This window comes from Shewanella sp. CG12_big_fil_rev_8_21_14_0_65_47_15 (assembly GCF_002783505.1).
Classification (GTDB): Bacteria; Pseudomonadota; Gammaproteobacteria; order Enterobacterales; family Shewanellaceae; genus Shewanella.
Genome location: NZ_PFGL01000014.1, coordinates 1 through 14998, shown reverse-complemented (window position 1 = coordinate 14998; position 14998 = coordinate 1). Strand labels below are relative to the sequence as shown.

Sequence of the window (14998 nt, the reverse complement as noted above, 5' to 3'; positions counted from 1 at the left end):
TTTTTTGCTGTTAGAACATTGTCGTTATGTCTTCAGGTGATTAGTTACCTGAACAGCCATAGGTGGTGAGGTAGGCATTAGCTGCCTGTGCGTTGACAATACCATAACCAAAGTAGTTATCTTTGCCAGCTGTACCTGAATCCATTGCGGTGGCTTTTAACGCCTTACGAATTTGGGTACCTGTACATTGTGAATGGTTAGACCATACCAGTGCTGCCATACCTGATACCGCTGGTGTAGCCATTGAGGTTCCACTCATAAAGCCATAATCAACTGAATCGATAGAGACAGTGGCATTCTGCGCTGCAAGCAGGCTTGCTCTGTCTTCTAATGCTGCACCGACTGCAGGAATAGAGGTCACATTAGTATCACCCAGAGTGCCATATAACATGCCCGCTTCGTTGTTGATCAGGATAGCACCAACGCCACCTGAGTTTTCGCAGTTCAGCACTTTATCGTGGAATGAGATCACCCCGCGGTCGATCACACAGACTTTACCGTTTGCACCAGAGTCAACGGCTTGTGCTGTACCCATAAAATAAGTGTTGCCCGATGCCGAACCTGCATTTTCCATTGCTGATGAGGCGACTGTTGCACCATCGATGCTCACTGTGGATGCTGTTGCCATACCTGCTGGGTAGGTTGAAAGGATATCAACACCACCGGCGGTAACTTCAACACAGATACCATCGTCATTGACGGCCTTTTTACCACGGCCGCTCAGGCAACTTGGAAACTGTGAGAAATCGGCAATATTGTTATTAGCATCGTTGGCGCCAATCATCATGACCGATGGGTAACCCGCGGGATATGAGCGAACAGAGTTGCCATCGTTACCGGCAGCTGCCACCACTAAACCACCCGCAGCGGTAAAGGCATCAAAGGCATTCTTTTCGGTATTGTTAGCTGCGCCGCCACCTAAGCTCATGCTAATAATGTTCGCGCCAGCATTGCTACATTTGTTAGCCGCATAGGCTAAGTCAGATGAATAACCCCAACCAGATTCATTAAACACTTTCACTATGTGCATAGGCACGCCGGGTGCCATACCGACAACACCGATATTGTTATCCGCCGCGCCAATGGTGCCTGCAACGTGAGTGCCATGTGGGCCGCCGTTTTGGAACCAGTTGCCCGTGCCGGAATCGTTATCACCTGTGATGTTGTTCCAGTTGAAATCTGGGTTTGAGTTGTCTAAACCTGAGTCAATAATACAGACCTTGATACCCGCATTTGGATTAAAAGTCACTTGATTTGCATGGGATTGATATACGGCATAGGGCGTGACTTGCTGCAGCATTGGATTGCCAGCATCGTCGTTATATAGCGCCATTGGCGTACGGCGTACGTCTTCTTCAATCAGGGTAATGTGTGGGTTATTGAGTAGTCCTTTAACTTGCGCTAGGTCTTTCCCTGTAAAAGTCGCCGCAATAAACTCATCTCCTTCGAGTTTAATTTCGCCGCCTAATTTTTTAGCGAGTGCCTTAACGACGCCCTGGTGTCCTGCTTCAACCTGAATGATATAACGATGGTCATCCGCTTGTGCTTGGGCGATAACGCCAACAGATAAGGCGATGATGGCACTGGCAATTTTGGTTAATCTCATTGTTCTTGCTCCATTTGTTATCAAAGTTATAAGTCCTAAGTTGCATGGAATATCTAACTGCATCCCTATGCTGCGACTAAAGTCTAGGTACTTAGGAAATTGCAACCTAACATATGAAAATGGTTTTAACAAATAAATAACAGATGTACCAAAATGTAATAACATAAGAATGTAAAAAAATAGTGACAGATTTTATGGGGATGAACTAGAGGGTTCTGTTGCAGCATATTGCAGTAAGTATCTGACAAAAAGCATTTTTAATGCATTAGCTATTGGGGTGATGCTGGGGTTTGGCGGGCTAGCAGGGCTACACAAAAGTGAATTGAATTAAGCATTGGCATGGGGGGCTTACTGTGCGTCACAGGAATAATAGTGTTTCATTTCAACAGTAGTTGAGTGAACTACCCATCAAATTTTGTCTATCCTGCGATTATATTTTCATCGCCAAAATGCAAGGTGAAAGCTATTTCCCCATGCATTCGGCTAACAGCTTGACGAAAAAGTCGCTGCCTTTGCGCTGGCAAAAGGCGATGTTGCGCTCTGGGATAGATTCGGGATCGGTATAGCTGGCTAAGGCCAATTCCATGCTTGCTTCGCGGATAATATGCAGGGTCGGGTAGGGCGCGCGGTTGGTAAAATTGGCCGGGGCATCCTGTGGTTCGCCATCGAAACAGTAATCTGGATGGAAAGTGGCGAGTTGATAAACCCCTTCATACTCGTTTTCGATTAACTCGTCATTGGCCAGATCGACAAGGTCGAGGAAGGCATAAAAGCCCTCAAAACCTCGGGGCAGAATAAACAGCGTAGTTTCGGCTTCGGGGTGCGCATCGAGGTATTGGCATTCTTCAATCAATACCTTAAGCACTTGTTTAACTTTGGTTTGTTCCACTACGAGATAGCGAATACTGCCACGTTCGACTTCGCGTCTGGCGAAGGGGCAAATATTGTATTTCATGATCACTTTTTTGACCCAGTTATCGGTTTGTTGGGTGATCATGTCGATTTCGTGCATGGTGGTCGTTTGCTCGTGCTTAAAAATTAAGGGGCGATCATAGGGATGATAGACGCCACAAGCAAGACTGCCATGGTGATATTAAAGATCTTCTGTTGGCGCTCATTTTTTAAAATTCGTTTAAGGGCCACACCAAAACCCAGCCAAACCACGGCGCAGGGGAAGGCGACACATAAAAACACCATAGCGATAGTGATGATCTGTGGAGTTAAATCTTGCTGCACCGAGGTAAAAGTGGCAATCGCGCCCACGGCCATGATCCAACCCTTAGGATTCACCCATTGAAAGGCTGCCGCTTGCATAAAACTAAAGGGTTTAGCGACGGTTTTACCTTCCATCTTGCTACTGCTGTTGGCAATTAGCCAAGAGAGATACAAAAGGTAACCTATACCAACGACTTTAATGATTTGGTGAATGATAGGATAGGCTTGGAACAGTGCGCTTAGCCCTAAGCCAATGGCGAGGATCATGGTCGGAAAGCCAAGGCTGATGCCCATCAAGTGCGGAATACTGCGTTTCACGCCAAAATTAACGCCTGATGTCATTAACATTATATTGTTTGGTCCAGGAGTGATCCCCGAAGAAAAGGCAAACAGCGCGATGGCGAATATTAACTCCATAGATAGATCTCACACCTTTCATTTTGATTTTATGACATTGTGATTTAAGGGAATTTAGCTGTCTGCAATTTAGCCATCCGCCTATCCTGATCGGATTAGATAATATTGCAGGCGAGGCATTCTAGCGGGTAAAGAGTACCGCGCCTATACGGCATGGCGAGTTTATAAAGTAAAAATAATAACAAAATATGTTTAGCGGTGAGTCTTATCGATGGCATATCGGGATAAACGGATTTAACACTATGATGCATATTGACTTTCGGTCTTGGAAATAACAACTATCCTTAAGTTTTCAAAAATAATAGAGGTAAGGGAGCAAGAGTATGAGTGTACTACCGCAAGTTTGCCGCCAATTCGCATTACTCGTGTGTGGCCTACTGAGTCTGACGGCCTGTGTGAGTATGGATGACAATGTACAACCGCTCAGGACCACCATAGTCATGTCGGGCGATCTTAGTCAGCTACCGCCATCTGCCATGACCTACAGTTGGCATCCACAGTTGCAAAAAATCTTTGTTGATGATCGATTGAACCAACAAGACGTATTGAAGCATATGCAAGATACCCTAAAAAAATCACTGCTGAGTAAGGGTTATCGCTGGGTTGAAGATCCGCAGTTGGCGGATTTTCAGGTGGGATTCGGTGTCGCCATGGGAACCGAAATGACCGATGAGCAAATTTTAGCCGCCGCGGGGCTTGTCGCAGGCCTATCGACCGAAGGCGTAAATACAAAAAAATATGATAAGGGTTCGATTCTGATCAGTTTCTTTAGACCTATAGGCGTTGCCGGGCAACCCTATGAAATGGTGTGGCGGGTATTAGCCCAAGGTTTTGCCAACATTAAGCAGATGGATGAGCTGAAGGAGAGGTTTGATGGATTAGTAGAGGAAATGCTGTTAACCCTGCCTGCGACCCAAGCGGTGCAATAGCACTGTTATCTCGGCACTGTTTATAGAGTGGCAGTTAGTAAGAAGGCGACAGTCGTGAGGCGAGTAAGATACTCGCCTTATGATCTTGCGGGAACACGAGTTTAGGATACCGTAATGATTGACTAGAGTGTTCACTGAACTATCTACAGATTACAGGCATTTTACAGGACTGGGATGTTACGTCCGCTGAGGATTTATAAAGGGAGATTATTATGACGCAAAGTATCTTTGTTAATTTAGCGGTTGAAAGTGTTCAAAAATCACGGGCTTTTTACTCCGGCCTAGGATTTGGTATCAATGAGCAATACAGCAATGAGCAGGCTGCCTGCGTCGTCATTGCGGACAATATTTTTGTGATGCTGCTGGCTAAGCCGTTCTTCTCAGGTTTTACGGATAAGGCAATTGCCGATGCCCATTCGACTACCGAGGTGCTCAACTGCCTTGACTGCGAAAGTCGGCAACGTGTCGACCAACTGGTTAAGCTCGCAGAGCAACATGGCGGTAAAGCCTACCGTGAAGCCAAGGATCAAGGATTTATGTACGGCCATGCCTTTGAAGATCCCGATGGGCATATCTGGGAACTTGTCTACATGCCAGCACAAGGTTAGTGCTAACCCATCCAAGTTACATTGGGGGAGGCGATAACCATATTTCACTATGAGTGTGTTGATATTGTTTCGTGATACCAACACACTAATTTGATTGAAAATTTTACATTTTGTTAGTCGGTTAACGCCACACTCACTTCATAGGCGCTAAATTTACGAATATTAATCACGCCCGTATCGAAGATGAGATATTGGCCTTTAATTCCCTGCAAAATTCCGCTGACCACGGCCTCCTTATCAAAATTATGGGAGGTAATTTTTTTCGGGAAAGTGTCAATCGGATAATGAATGGCTTGGATCTCTGCCTGCAAGCGCTCGATACTGTAATCGCCTTTTTGCATGCCGATTTCGTGCAACTTAGCCTCAATCAGGGGGATCAATTCTGCCGCCTTTTCAGTTAAATCGATATCCTCGGCGTGGCCCTTGAGCATAGCTTGCCAATGGGTTTTATCGTTAATCAGTTTCGCCAGTTCGACTTCCACTAGGCCAGAAATTTGCCGAGTGGCGACCTTAAATATCGGCAGGCCTTGGGTGGCACCTTGGTCTATCCAACGGGTAGGGAGCTGTGTATGGCGGGTGATACCCACTTTGATGCCCGAGGTATTGGATAGATAAACATAATGCGGTACAAAGCAATGACTTTGCGCCCACTCTGGCTCCCGGCAAGTGCCTTGGTCGTAATGGCAGGTTTCGGGCTTCATAATGCACATATCGCAACTGGCGAGTTTTTGCATACAGACAAAACAGTGGCCTTGGGAATAGCTTTTCTTGGTCTTTTTGCCGCAGTTACAGCAGAAGATATTACCCGTGTGAGTCAAAGTTAATCGCTTACCAATCAAGGGATTCAGTTGCAGCAACTCGTCGCCAACTACCAATTGATACTGTACTTGTTGCGCCTCATCTAAGTGTGCGCGCATTTTTTTTAGCGTTCCTAACATAGGGATCCCTAGTTTTTATTATGTCACTGAGTCCTGTTAAGACATCCTCAGCGCATTATGTTTAGTTCGTCATTGCTTGGTGTGCAGTATACAAGATTATCCAATCGAGTTTAGATAGGAATTTTCGATTGATAGCCGTTGTGTATCTTGCGCTCAATAATGGCTATTCAGTCTGCGATTGATGTTAATGATTTGAGTCTTATGATGAAAACCAGTAAGTTAGCCAGCATTACAAATGGAGGTGTACTTATGCGGTTGGTTTTAGTGCTGATGTTTTTCTTTTCAACGGCTGTCTTCGCACAGACGGATAAGATGGTAATTCATTCAGAAATCTTGAATGATGACATCAACTTACAAATCCATTTACCAGATACCTATGCGCATTCCAACGATTTTAAATACCCTATATTGATCGTTTTAGATGGCTCTACCCAATTTGAGCATGTGGCGGCGAATGTCGGTTTTTTAAGTAGCTATGCCATTATTCCTGAAATGATCACCGTTGGTGTGAGTTCGGATCAACGGATGAAGTATTTCACGCCGACTCAAATCAATAAATTCAAAGACAGCTCCGGCGGTGCTGAACAATTCAGACTGTTTTTAGAGCAAGAGCTGCTCAGTACATTAGGCAAAAAATACCGCACCTCGGATTATCAATTACTGACGGGTCACTCCTTAGCTGGATTGTTTAGCAGTTATGTGGCCTTGACGCCAAATAGCCAATTTGATGCGGTAATTTCAATCAGTCCTAGTTTATGGTGGGACAGTGATTGGCTAGTGCTTAAGTCGGCAGAGTTATTACCAGCCAAGCGTGCAAAACCACTGCGCTGGTTTTTGAGTATGGCAAGTGAACCCAATGAAATGGCGAGCGCGTTTGCGGCGCAAATTAAGCAGTTGCAAGACGGCTTAGGCATAAACTCCACGGGTAACGCATCAAAGCAACTGCATTGGTTTTACAAACATTTCCCCGATGAAACCCACGACAGTACGCCGCTTGTAGGCAATATTGAGGCATTAAAGACTCTTTTTGTCGGTTGGAATGCAGTGCCTGAAATTGCCGTTATGCCACTCAAGGATCTAAAACACTTCTATCGACAAAAGAGCGCTGAGTTTGGCTATGAATTTCCACTCTTTGCTCAGCAATATAATGTTTATGGACTCAAAGCCAGTTATGAACAAAAAACGGCTTGGGGCGTTGAAATTCTCGCTGAGGGGACGCGCGTGTTCCCCAATTCAGAAGTGTTATGGGACAGTTTAGCGACCGCCTATGATCTGGATGGGCAGCTTGAGCAGGCGATAAAAGCCTCCGACAAAGCCGTGCTACTGGCAAAACAAACGGATTCAGTGTTTTTAAATGAGATCCTCAGTCAAGCTAAACACTTGCAGTCGCAAGCGAAAAAGTAACCGCCCCCAGAGATGCTTTAACTACAAAGTTGCAACATGTTTGGACAAGTCTCACGCGGCTAGGTAATCTTGTGATCTTTTTGTTCGCTGAGAAATTAACTTGCCTGCCAACCTGTTATTACTGCTTGCCGCCGCCATTTGGGGTTTTGGCTTTGTCGCCCAAACCTTAGGTATGGAACATCTATCACCCTTTGCCTTCAATGGGTTGCGTTTTCTTATTGGCACACTCTCCCTGGTGCCATTAGTCTGGTTTTTACATAGGCAACATAAAATCCATGTGAGCACTGCAAAGGAGTTTGCCATCGGTAGTGGGGTTGTGGGTCTACTGCTATTTGCGGGTGCGTCATTTCAGCAGGTGGGTCTACTGTATACCACGGCGGCAAATGCCGGATTTATCACAGGTTTATATATAGTGTTAGTGCCGATCTTGGGGCTGGCACTTAAACATACCACGGGCGCTAACACTTGGGTGGGTTGTGCCATTGCCGCACTTGGATTGTATTTTTTAAGTGTCAAAGAGGGCATGACCATAGGTTACGGCGATGCGCTGCAGCTAGTGGGCGCACTCTTTTGGGCGCTGCATATTTTAGCCGTAGATCATTTTGCCAAGCGAATTTCCCCTGTATTGCTGGCGATGATGCAATTTTTGGTCTGCGGCGTACTTAGCTTAATGGTGTCGGCGGTGATTGAGGTCACGACCCTCGACGGCGTGCTGGCAGCCTGGGGTTCGCTTGCCTATGCGGGGCTGATTTCGGTGGGCATCGCCTACACACTGCAGGTCTTGGCGCAAAAGCATGCCCATCCCGCCCATGCGGCGATTATTCTTAGCTTAGAAACCGTATTTGCGGCCATAGGTGGCATTCTATTTTTAGGGGAAAGTTTAGGGATCCGCGCCTTGTTCGGCTGTGCCTTGATGCTGCTTGGCATGTTGATATCCCAAGTGCCGCTGCGGTATTTAGTCAAATCTAGGCACGAGAAGCTCAGTTAGTGTATCGCTGAAAACACCGCTGTTTGCTAGCGGCATTTTATCCGTCGTTTTAGCCGCAGCCTTGTACCCGCGTGTTGTACCGGCGCATTGTACCATAGTGAAGTCGGGCTTTAGCGACTGAGTTTATCCAGCACCAAATCGTCACCGAGGGAATAGAGGGATTGCACCAGTTGATCTTCTTGGGCGAGATCAGTCAGTCCAAGACCGATAGTCGCCCTAAAGAGGGCAATCCCAGTGTGACCTGCGGTTTCGAATTGGCTGCTAAATTGCTCAATATTGATCCCCAGCGCCGTGATCCTATTCGAAATATCCAGCACCAGTCCGGGTCTATCGTAGGCCACTAGGCTATAGGTTAAGCGCTTAATGGGTTTTGGGACTATGGCAGTTTTAGAGTAGGTGAGGGTGAGGCCGTCGATGCATTCCAAGGCCTCAATCAACTCATCCATCCGCATTGAGGGGATTTCGAGTAGTAAAATTGCGGCAAAAACCCCGTCGATATGGCGCAATTCGGAGTCAAGCCAGTTGCCACCATGACGACTTACGGCATGGGCAATTTGCTCTACTAATCCTTTTCTATCAGGTGCTTGAAGTGTAATTAAGTATCGTAGCATGGCAAATGATTCCTATATTTTTGTAAAAGGCACCTGTTTTAAAACTGGGTGTAACACAACTGTCATCTTTGCGTCATATAATCCAACGCACTTAGAATGAAGGATGTTGTTATTGCTCAGTTTACGTTCAAACAGTGTAAGCATAGCAGTTTACGGATCCTAGCGAAAAACTCACAGGCTTTAATAATAGAGGTTCTTAATGGAAAGTCAGGTCATTCAACCTGGTTCTGCACCGCACAATATGCTTAAAGGCGGACGTTCGAGTCGCAGGGCATTTAAGGATAAAGCGGCTCAAGTCGGAGTCACTATTGGCGGCACTATGGTGTTTGTTGCCCTATTGCTGATTTTCTTCTATTTGCTGTACGTGATAAAACCCATTTTCGATAGTGCAGATGTCACCCCCGTTAAGAGTGTGGACTATCAGCATGCAGAAGTGGCGACCTTAATGGTGGGCGCCGATGAGCAGAATGAGGTGCTGTACCGTGTGGCCGTCGACGGCCAAGTGGATTTTTACACCGTTGCCGACGGTAGCCTACTTTCTAGCTTTACTCCGTCACTGCCAGCGGGCGTGACCGTCACCAGTGCTAGCGTTGCCGCGCCAAGCGAACAGCGTTTTGCCCTTGGCTTAAGCAATGGTCAAGCCCTAGTGGTCGGTATTGAGTTTGGTTTAACTTACCCTAATAACAAACGCCTGATCACCCCTAAGTTGCGTTATTCGGCGGGGGAAACGCCGATCACTATTGATGAGTCTGGCAGTGGGATCCATAAACTGACCTTTACCTACAGCTCAGACAAAATGAGCTTTGCCTATCAAGATGAGCAGGGTATTTGGCGTTTAAGCCGCCTCGAAGGTCAAGAAAATATGATGACCGAAGAAGTGGAATGGACTGCCACTAACACCATCATTCCCGATGCGCCAAAGAAAGTGGCTCACCAGTTGATGACCCCTGATCAGCGTCAACTGATGCTACAGATGGGCAATAAAGTGTTTATCTATAATATCCGCGAAGCCGAAAGCATTGATTTAATGCAAGTTATTGATGCTGAAAAGGATAAATCTAAGGTCAATAATATTGCCTTGCTTGCGGGTGCAAGTTCCATTCTTGTCAGTTATGACTCTGGCGTGGTGACTCAGTATTTCCAAGTGAATGGTCCAAAAGGGCGTTTATACCAGGAAATTCGTGAATTTAACGATCTCGCCCCTATCGCGTCTATTGCCTCCGAGTTTTACCGTAAGAGTTTTGCCGTAGTCAGTCCCGAGGGCGAATTGTCTCTGCTTTACACTACGAGCCAACGTGAACTGTTTGATGAAAAGTTTGACCTTAAAAATCCTGGTGTGATGGGCTTTAGTCCACGCTCCAATGGCATCGTTGTCGAGGCCGATAACACGCTGAATATTTTCTATGTGGAGAACTCACACCCTGAGGTTTCTTGGAGTGCCCTGTGGAATGAGGTGTGGTACGAGGGATATCCAGAGCCTAAATTTGTGTGGCAATCGACCTCGGGCAGCGATGATTTTGAAGCTAAGCTAAGCCTTATGCCATTGGCCTACGGCACGATGAAGGCGGCGTTTTATGCCATGTTATTTGCCGTGCCCCTGTCCATCGCTGGCGCTATCTATACCGCTTATTTTATGTCGCCTAAGGTGCGCGGCCTTGTCAAACCCACTATCGAGATTATGGAAGCATTACCGACGGTTATCCTTGGCTTCTTAGCGGGTCTGTGGTTAGCGCCCCTGATCGAAGAACATCTCCCCGGCATCTTGATTTTACTTATCCTCTTGCCGACCTCGATTCTCGGCTCGGCCTATGGTTGGAGCAAGTTGCCCGGCAGGTGGAAACAACGTCTGCCCGAGGTTTATCAAGAGCTAATGCTGATCCCCGTGATTTGTTTTGTGGGTTGGTTCTCCTTTGCGATAAGCCCCATGATTGAAGTAGCGCTATTCGATGGCAACACTCGTCAATTTATCACTAACGAATTAGGTATCACCTTCGATCAACGTAACGCGCTGGTGGTGGGGATCGCCATGGGTTTTGCGGTGATCCCAACGATTTTCTCGATTGCCGAAGATGCGATTTTCTCTGTGCCTCGCCACTTATCTAACGGCAGTTTAGCTTTGGGCGCAACGCCTTGGCAGACATTGACGCGGGTGGTATTGCTCACCGCCAGCCCGGGGATTTTCTCGGCTGTGATGATGGGCCTTGGCCGCGCCGTAGGTGAAACCATGATAGTGCTAATGGCAACGGGTAACACCGCCATTATGGAATGGAGCGTGTTTGAAGGTATGCGGACGCTGGCGGCTAACATCGCGGTGGAAATGCCTGAGTCGGCGATTGGTAGCTCGCACTACCGTGTGCTGTTCCTCGCGGCCTTTGTGCTGTTCGTCTTTACCTTCTTCTTTAACACGATTGCCGAAGTGGTAAGACAGCGTCTACGTGATCGCTATAGCTCGCTGTAACGGAGATAAGATAATGACTTTAAATACTATTTCGCCAGTGACCTTGAGAGGTTTGTGCAATGGGTAAGTGGGTTAAATCAGGCTCGCCGTGGATTTGGATGACAGGCGGTGCGGTGAGCATCAGTTTGATTGCAGTATTAGGCTTATTACTGCTGATTGCATGGCGCGGATTAAGCTATTTTTGGCCTGCGGATATTTATCAATGGGAACTTGAGGATAACACCGGCGCACGTTCGACCTTGATTGGTGAAATCTATGATAGGGAAGAAGTCCCCAGCGAGCGTTTGATTGCCGCGGGTCATGTGTTTAAACAAGCGCCTGGCGAGTTTGTGACGCGCTACTTAGTCAAAACCGGTAACCGTGAGTTTGTCGGCTTAGATTTCCGTTGGATTTTAGCAACAGACATTATCAGCCGTAGCGAGCCTGCCGATGTGGCCATGCTCGAGCGGGCCAAAAACGGTAACTTTTACGGTTATCCCGTGGCCGTGATTGAAAATGGCCAGCGCCTAAATTTAGTCAACGATGCCATTGAATCGTCCTTAATGGAGCATATCGACCGTGCTGTTGCTCTGTCTGATAAAGCGTTATTACTGCAAAAACAAGATATTGGCGCGATTAACTACAAGATTGAAAAACTACGTTTAAAAGAGCGTCGTTACGAGTTAGATGGTGAGTTGACCGATAGTCGTAAGCAAGAGTTAGATGCGGCGAAACTCGCGCTCGAACAAGACTATAAAGTACTTGAAAAAGAGCTGTTTGCCCTGCGTGATGAAGCGGCTCGTGACTCTGTTATCGTGCGTGATATGCGTGGTGTTGAGGTTGAACTTAAGCTGGATTCGGTACTCGATGTTACCTACGTCAACCACTTAGGCTTGATGGGTAAAATCGGTCATTGGTTTACTGGGCTTGGCCGTTTCCTTATGGATGACCCACGCGAAGCCAACACCGAGGGCGGCGTATTCCCTGCGATTTTCGGTACCGTGTTTATGGTGCTGTTGATGGCGATTATCGTAACGCCATTTGGGGTGATTGCCGCGATTTACCTGCACGAATATGCCAAGAAAGGCCCAATCACTAAGATGATCCGCATTGCAGTAATCAACTTAGCGGGTGTGCCATCGATTGTGTACGGGGTGTTTGGTTTAGGGTTCTTCGTATACATGATGGGTGGCTCGATTGACCAACTGTTTTACGCCGAAGCCTTACCGTCACCGACTTTTGGTTCGCCAGGGGTGATTTGGTCGGCGTTAACCTTAGCGATTCTGACCTTGCCAGTGGTGATTGTATCGACCGAAGAAGGCTTAAGCCGTATTCCTAGCGCGGTGCGTCAAGGCAGTTTGGCACTGGGCGCAACCAAGGCCGAAACCCTGTGGCGGATTGTGATCCCGATGGCAAGCCCTGCGATCATGACGGGTCTGATTTTAGCCGTGGCCCGCGCTGCGGGTGAGGTGGCACCGTTAATGCTGGTGGGTGTAGTGAAATTAGCACCGACATTGCCACTGGACTTAAACTTCCCGTTCGTGCATTTAGAACGTAAATTCATGCACTTAGGGTTCCATATTTATGATGTGGGCTTCCAGAGTCCTAACGTTGAAGCGGCACGTCCTCTGGTATACGCCACCTCCTTCTTGCTGGTAACAGTGATTGTGGCACTGAACTTAACCGCGATTAGTGTGCGTAACCACTTACGTGAAAAATATCGTTCGCTTGAGCATTAATCAGCGATTATCCTGAAAGTATTAGGACTGAATATGATTTCTATAGATTCGACAGCCATGAAAACCAACAACTTTGACTTAGCAAACTTGAGCCAGAACGATACCGCACTGGAGATCCGCAACTTAGACCTGCGCTATGGCGACAAGCAAGCGCTGTTTAATGTGTCGATGAAGATCCCCAAGAAGCAAGTTACGGCGTTTATCGGCCCCAGCGGTTGTGGTAAATCCACCTTATTGCGCTGTATTAACCGCATGAACGATCTGGTCGACAACTGCCATATCGACGGCGAGATTTTGCTGCACGGTCAAAATATTTATGACAAAAAAATCGACGTTGCCGCCTTGCGCCGCAACGTAGGTATGGTGTTCCAGCGTCCTAACCCATTCCCTAAGTCGATTTACGAAAACGTGGTTTATGGTCTGCGTCTGCAGGGCATTAATAACCGCCGTGAACTCGACGAAGCGGCCGAGCGTTCGCTACGCGGCGCGGCGATTTGGGATGAAGTGAAAGACCGTCTGCACGATAACGCCTTTGGCTTATCCGGTGGTCAACAGCAACGTCTGGTGATTGCCCGTGCGATTGCCATCGAGCCAGAAGTATTACTGCTCGACGAACCGACTTCGGCCCTCGACCCGATTTCAACCTTAACCATCGAAGAGCTGATCACTGAGCTTAAGACTAAGTACACAGTGGTTATCGTTACCCACAACATGCAACAGGCGGCGCGGGTGTCGGATCAAACAGCCTTTATGTATATGGGCGAATTGGTGGAATACGCCGATACCAACACCATTTTCACCACACCGAAAAAACGTAAGACCGAAGACTACATTACCGGCCGTTACGGTTAATCAGTGATCAAATAAACGCCACTGTCTAGGCGAGAGCCTAGACCTTGAAACAGTTGAGTAAAAGGTTGGCCAAATGGAAAATATGAATTTAAGTAAGCACATCTCAGGGCAGTTTACCGCTGAGTTGGATGATATCCGCAACCGCGTCCTCGCTATGGGCGGCTTGGTTGAACGTCAGTTAGAGCAAGCTATCGATGCCCTAAGCACCTTAGATGCCGAGCTTGCCCAGCGAGTGATCGATGGCGATCATAAAGTCAACGGTATGGAAGTCTCTATCGACGAAGAATGCACTCGTATTATCGCTAAGCGTCAACCCGCGGCGAGCGACCTACGTCTGATCATCGCCATTTCAAAATCCATTGCCGATCTGGAGCGCATCGGTGATGCCTGTGTGCGTATTGCCAAGGCCGCATTAGATAAGCGTTTGAATAATCAGCAGCCATTATTGGTCAGCATTGAAAATATGGGCCGCCATGCGACCCGTATGTTACATGCGACCCTCGATGCGTTGGCGCGTATGGATGCCGATTCCGCACTGGAACTGCATAAGGAAGATGCCAAGCTGGACCGCGAATACGAAGGCATTATCCGTCAATTGATGACCTATATGATGGAAGATCCGCGCTCAATCCCAGACATATTAGACGTACTGTGGGCGGCGCGTGCGGTTGAACGTGTCGGCGATCGCTGTAAAAATATTTGTGAATACATTATTTACTACGTCAAAGGCAAAGACGTTCGCCATACTTCCTACGAAGATATGGAAAAGGATATGAAGGGCTAACACACGCATTAATCTGCTGTTGTAATGCCTGAATAAAACGCTCCGCAGCCTCTGTGGAGCGTTTTGCTTTTAGGGCTTTTAAATGCGGTTTAATAAATGCCGACTGCTTTATAGACAGATTTGACAGGGATAATAGCAATGATGAGTCAATTCGATTTGGCAAAAACGTATTGGAAAATTCTGCTGGGCTAGTATAACTGAGTGAACTGTAATTTTAGTTGCTAGACGTTGGCTGGTATCCACGCATATAGTCTTGCCATGGCATTTGCTCACCGACGCGCAGCAAGTCCGTCCTTGGATGCTCGACCGCCCCGTCCATGGGGCGGACGGTCGTCTCGCAAACCTCCATGGCTCACCTGTTTAGCATCGGCGTAGTATTTAAGTGTTAAAAAAATATACAGAATGGTTTGGGACAAAAGCGAGCTGAATTTTCGCGGAATTATCTTCATTACGGATAAACAAAAATAATC

14 protein-coding genes are annotated in these 14998 nt (G+C 47.2%); 8 read left to right on the top strand and 6 right to left on the bottom strand.

Features of this window, described 5'->3' with window-relative positions:
- Positions 1-40: 40 nt before the first annotated feature.
- From COW15_RS03685 to COW15_RS03675, 3 genes are all read right to left on the bottom strand, one after another.
- Positions 41-1606, bottom strand: a complete 1566-nt coding sequence (locus COW15_RS03685) for a S8 family serine peptidase (protein WP_293630128.1) — start codon at positions 1604-1606, stop codon at positions 41-43.
- A 463-nt stretch (positions 1607-2069) separates the two neighbouring features.
- The gene (locus COW15_RS03680) at positions 2070-2618 is read right to left on the bottom strand and encodes a DUF1415 domain-containing protein (RefSeq protein WP_293630126.1); all 549 of its coding nucleotides are present in this window, start codon (positions 2616-2618) and stop codon (positions 2070-2072) included.
- Positions 2619-2644: 26 nt separating this feature from the next.
- Positions 2645-3238: a LysE family translocator gene (locus COW15_RS03675; protein WP_293630124.1), complete on the bottom strand. Its 594-nt coding sequence runs from the start codon at positions 3236-3238 to the stop codon at positions 2645-2647.
- A 323-nt stretch (positions 3239-3561) separates the two neighbouring features.
- Here COW15_RS03675 and COW15_RS03670 point away from each other — a divergent pair, with 323 nt between their 5' ends.
- A complete protein-coding gene (locus COW15_RS03670; RefSeq protein ID WP_293630122.1) occupies positions 3562-4167 on the top strand; it encodes a DUF4136 domain-containing protein in 606 nt (201 codons plus the stop codon).
- Positions 4168-4379: 212 nt separating this feature from the next.
- On the top strand, positions 4380-4775 hold the full coding sequence (locus COW15_RS03665) for a VOC family protein (protein ID WP_293630120.1): 396 nt from the start codon (positions 4380-4382) through the stop codon (positions 4773-4775).
- A 113-nt stretch (positions 4776-4888) separates the two neighbouring features.
- Here the strand turns inward: COW15_RS03665 and COW15_RS03660 are convergent, their stop codons facing one another.
- Positions 4889-5713 (bottom strand): DUF2797 domain-containing protein, encoded by an 825-nt coding sequence (locus COW15_RS03660; RefSeq protein WP_293630118.1) that lies wholly within the window; start codon positions 5711-5713, stop codon positions 4889-4891.
- 249 nt (positions 5714-5962) lie between these two features.
- On the opposite strand from COW15_RS03660, the gene COW15_RS03655 reads away from it, so the two are divergent.
- Both COW15_RS03655 and COW15_RS03650 read left to right on the top strand, forming a co-directional pair.
- Positions 5963-7117 carry an alpha/beta hydrolase-fold protein gene (locus COW15_RS03655; RefSeq protein ID WP_293630116.1) on the top strand — a complete coding sequence of 385 codons (1155 nt, stop codon included), beginning with the start codon at positions 5963-5965 and terminating at the stop codon, positions 7115-7117.
- A 100-nt stretch (positions 7118-7217) separates the two neighbouring features.
- Entirely contained in the window at positions 7218-8105 is an 888-nt protein-coding gene (locus tag COW15_RS03650) for a DMT family transporter (RefSeq protein WP_293630114.1), read from the top strand.
- A gap of 110 nt (positions 8106-8215) precedes the next feature.
- Here the strand turns inward: COW15_RS03650 and COW15_RS03645 are convergent, their stop codons facing one another.
- Positions 8216-8716: an ACT domain-containing protein gene (locus COW15_RS03645; RefSeq protein WP_293630113.1), complete on the bottom strand. Its 501-nt coding sequence runs from the start codon at positions 8714-8716 to the stop codon at positions 8216-8218.
- A 199-nt stretch (positions 8717-8915) separates the two neighbouring features.
- Between COW15_RS03645 and COW15_RS03640 the strand changes: the two genes are divergently transcribed.
- The 4 genes from COW15_RS03640 (at position 8916) to phoU (ending at position 14528) form a co-directional block, all read left to right on the top strand.
- Entirely contained in the window at positions 8916-11174 is a 2259-nt protein-coding gene (locus COW15_RS03640; protein WP_293630111.1) for an ABC transporter permease subunit, read from the top strand.
- A gap of 59 nt (positions 11175-11233) precedes the next feature.
- A complete protein-coding gene (gene pstA / locus COW15_RS03635) occupies positions 11234-12892 on the top strand; it encodes a phosphate ABC transporter permease PstA (protein WP_293630109.1) in 1659 nt (552 codons plus the stop codon).
- 33 nt (positions 12893-12925) lie between these two features.
- Entirely contained in the window at positions 12926-13744 is an 819-nt protein-coding gene (pstB, locus tag COW15_RS03630) for a phosphate ABC transporter ATP-binding protein PstB (protein WP_011623310.1), read from the top strand.
- A gap of 73 nt (positions 13745-13817) precedes the next feature.
- Entirely contained in the window at positions 13818-14528 is a 711-nt protein-coding gene (gene phoU / locus COW15_RS03625; RefSeq protein WP_253988394.1) for a phosphate signaling complex protein PhoU, read from the top strand.
- A gap of 269 nt (positions 14529-14797) precedes the next feature.
- On the opposite strand, the gene COW15_RS03620 is transcribed toward phoU, so the two are convergent.
- The coding region (locus COW15_RS03620) for a hypothetical protein (RefSeq protein ID WP_293630074.1) at positions 14798-14998 on the bottom strand (201 nt) is incomplete at its 5' end.

Bases quoted from the DNA above. Each gene is read 5' to 3' on its own strand.
- pstB (WP_011623310.1), top strand. From the start codon at position 12,926: ATGATTTCTATAGATTCGACAGCCATGAAAACCAACAACTTTGACTTA.
- phoU (WP_253988394.1), top strand. From the start codon at position 13,818: ATGGAAAATATGAATTTAAGTAAGCACATCTCAGGGCAGTTTACCGCT.
- COW15_RS03640 (WP_293630111.1), top strand. From the start codon at position 8,916: ATGGAAAGTCAGGTCATTCAACCTGGTTCTGCACCGCACAATATGCTT.
- COW15_RS03645 (WP_293630113.1), bottom strand. From the start codon at position 8,716: ATGCTACGATACTTAATTACACTTCAAGCACCTGATAGAAAAGGATTA.
- pstA (WP_293630109.1), top strand. From the start codon at position 11,234: ATGGGTAAGTGGGTTAAATCAGGCTCGCCGTGGATTTGGATGACAGGC.
- COW15_RS03680 (WP_293630126.1), bottom strand. From the start codon at position 2,618: ATGCACGAAATCGACATGATCACCCAACAAACCGATAACTGGGTCAAA.
- COW15_RS03685 (WP_293630128.1), bottom strand. From the start codon at position 1,606: ATGAGATTAACCAAAATTGCCAGTGCCATCATCGCCTTATCTGTTGGC.
- COW15_RS03660 (WP_293630118.1), bottom strand. From the start codon at position 5,713: ATGTTAGGAACGCTAAAAAAAATGCGCGCACACTTAGATGAGGCGCAA.
- COW15_RS03655 (WP_293630116.1), top strand. From the start codon at position 5,963: ATGCGGTTGGTTTTAGTGCTGATGTTTTTCTTTTCAACGGCTGTCTTC.
- COW15_RS03665 (WP_293630120.1), top strand. From the start codon at position 4,380: ATGACGCAAAGTATCTTTGTTAATTTAGCGGTTGAAAGTGTTCAAAAA.
- COW15_RS03670 (WP_293630122.1), top strand. From the start codon at position 3,562: ATGAGTGTACTACCGCAAGTTTGCCGCCAATTCGCATTACTCGTGTGT.
- COW15_RS03675 (WP_293630124.1), bottom strand. From the start codon at position 3,238: ATGGAGTTAATATTCGCCATCGCGCTGTTTGCCTTTTCTTCGGGGATC.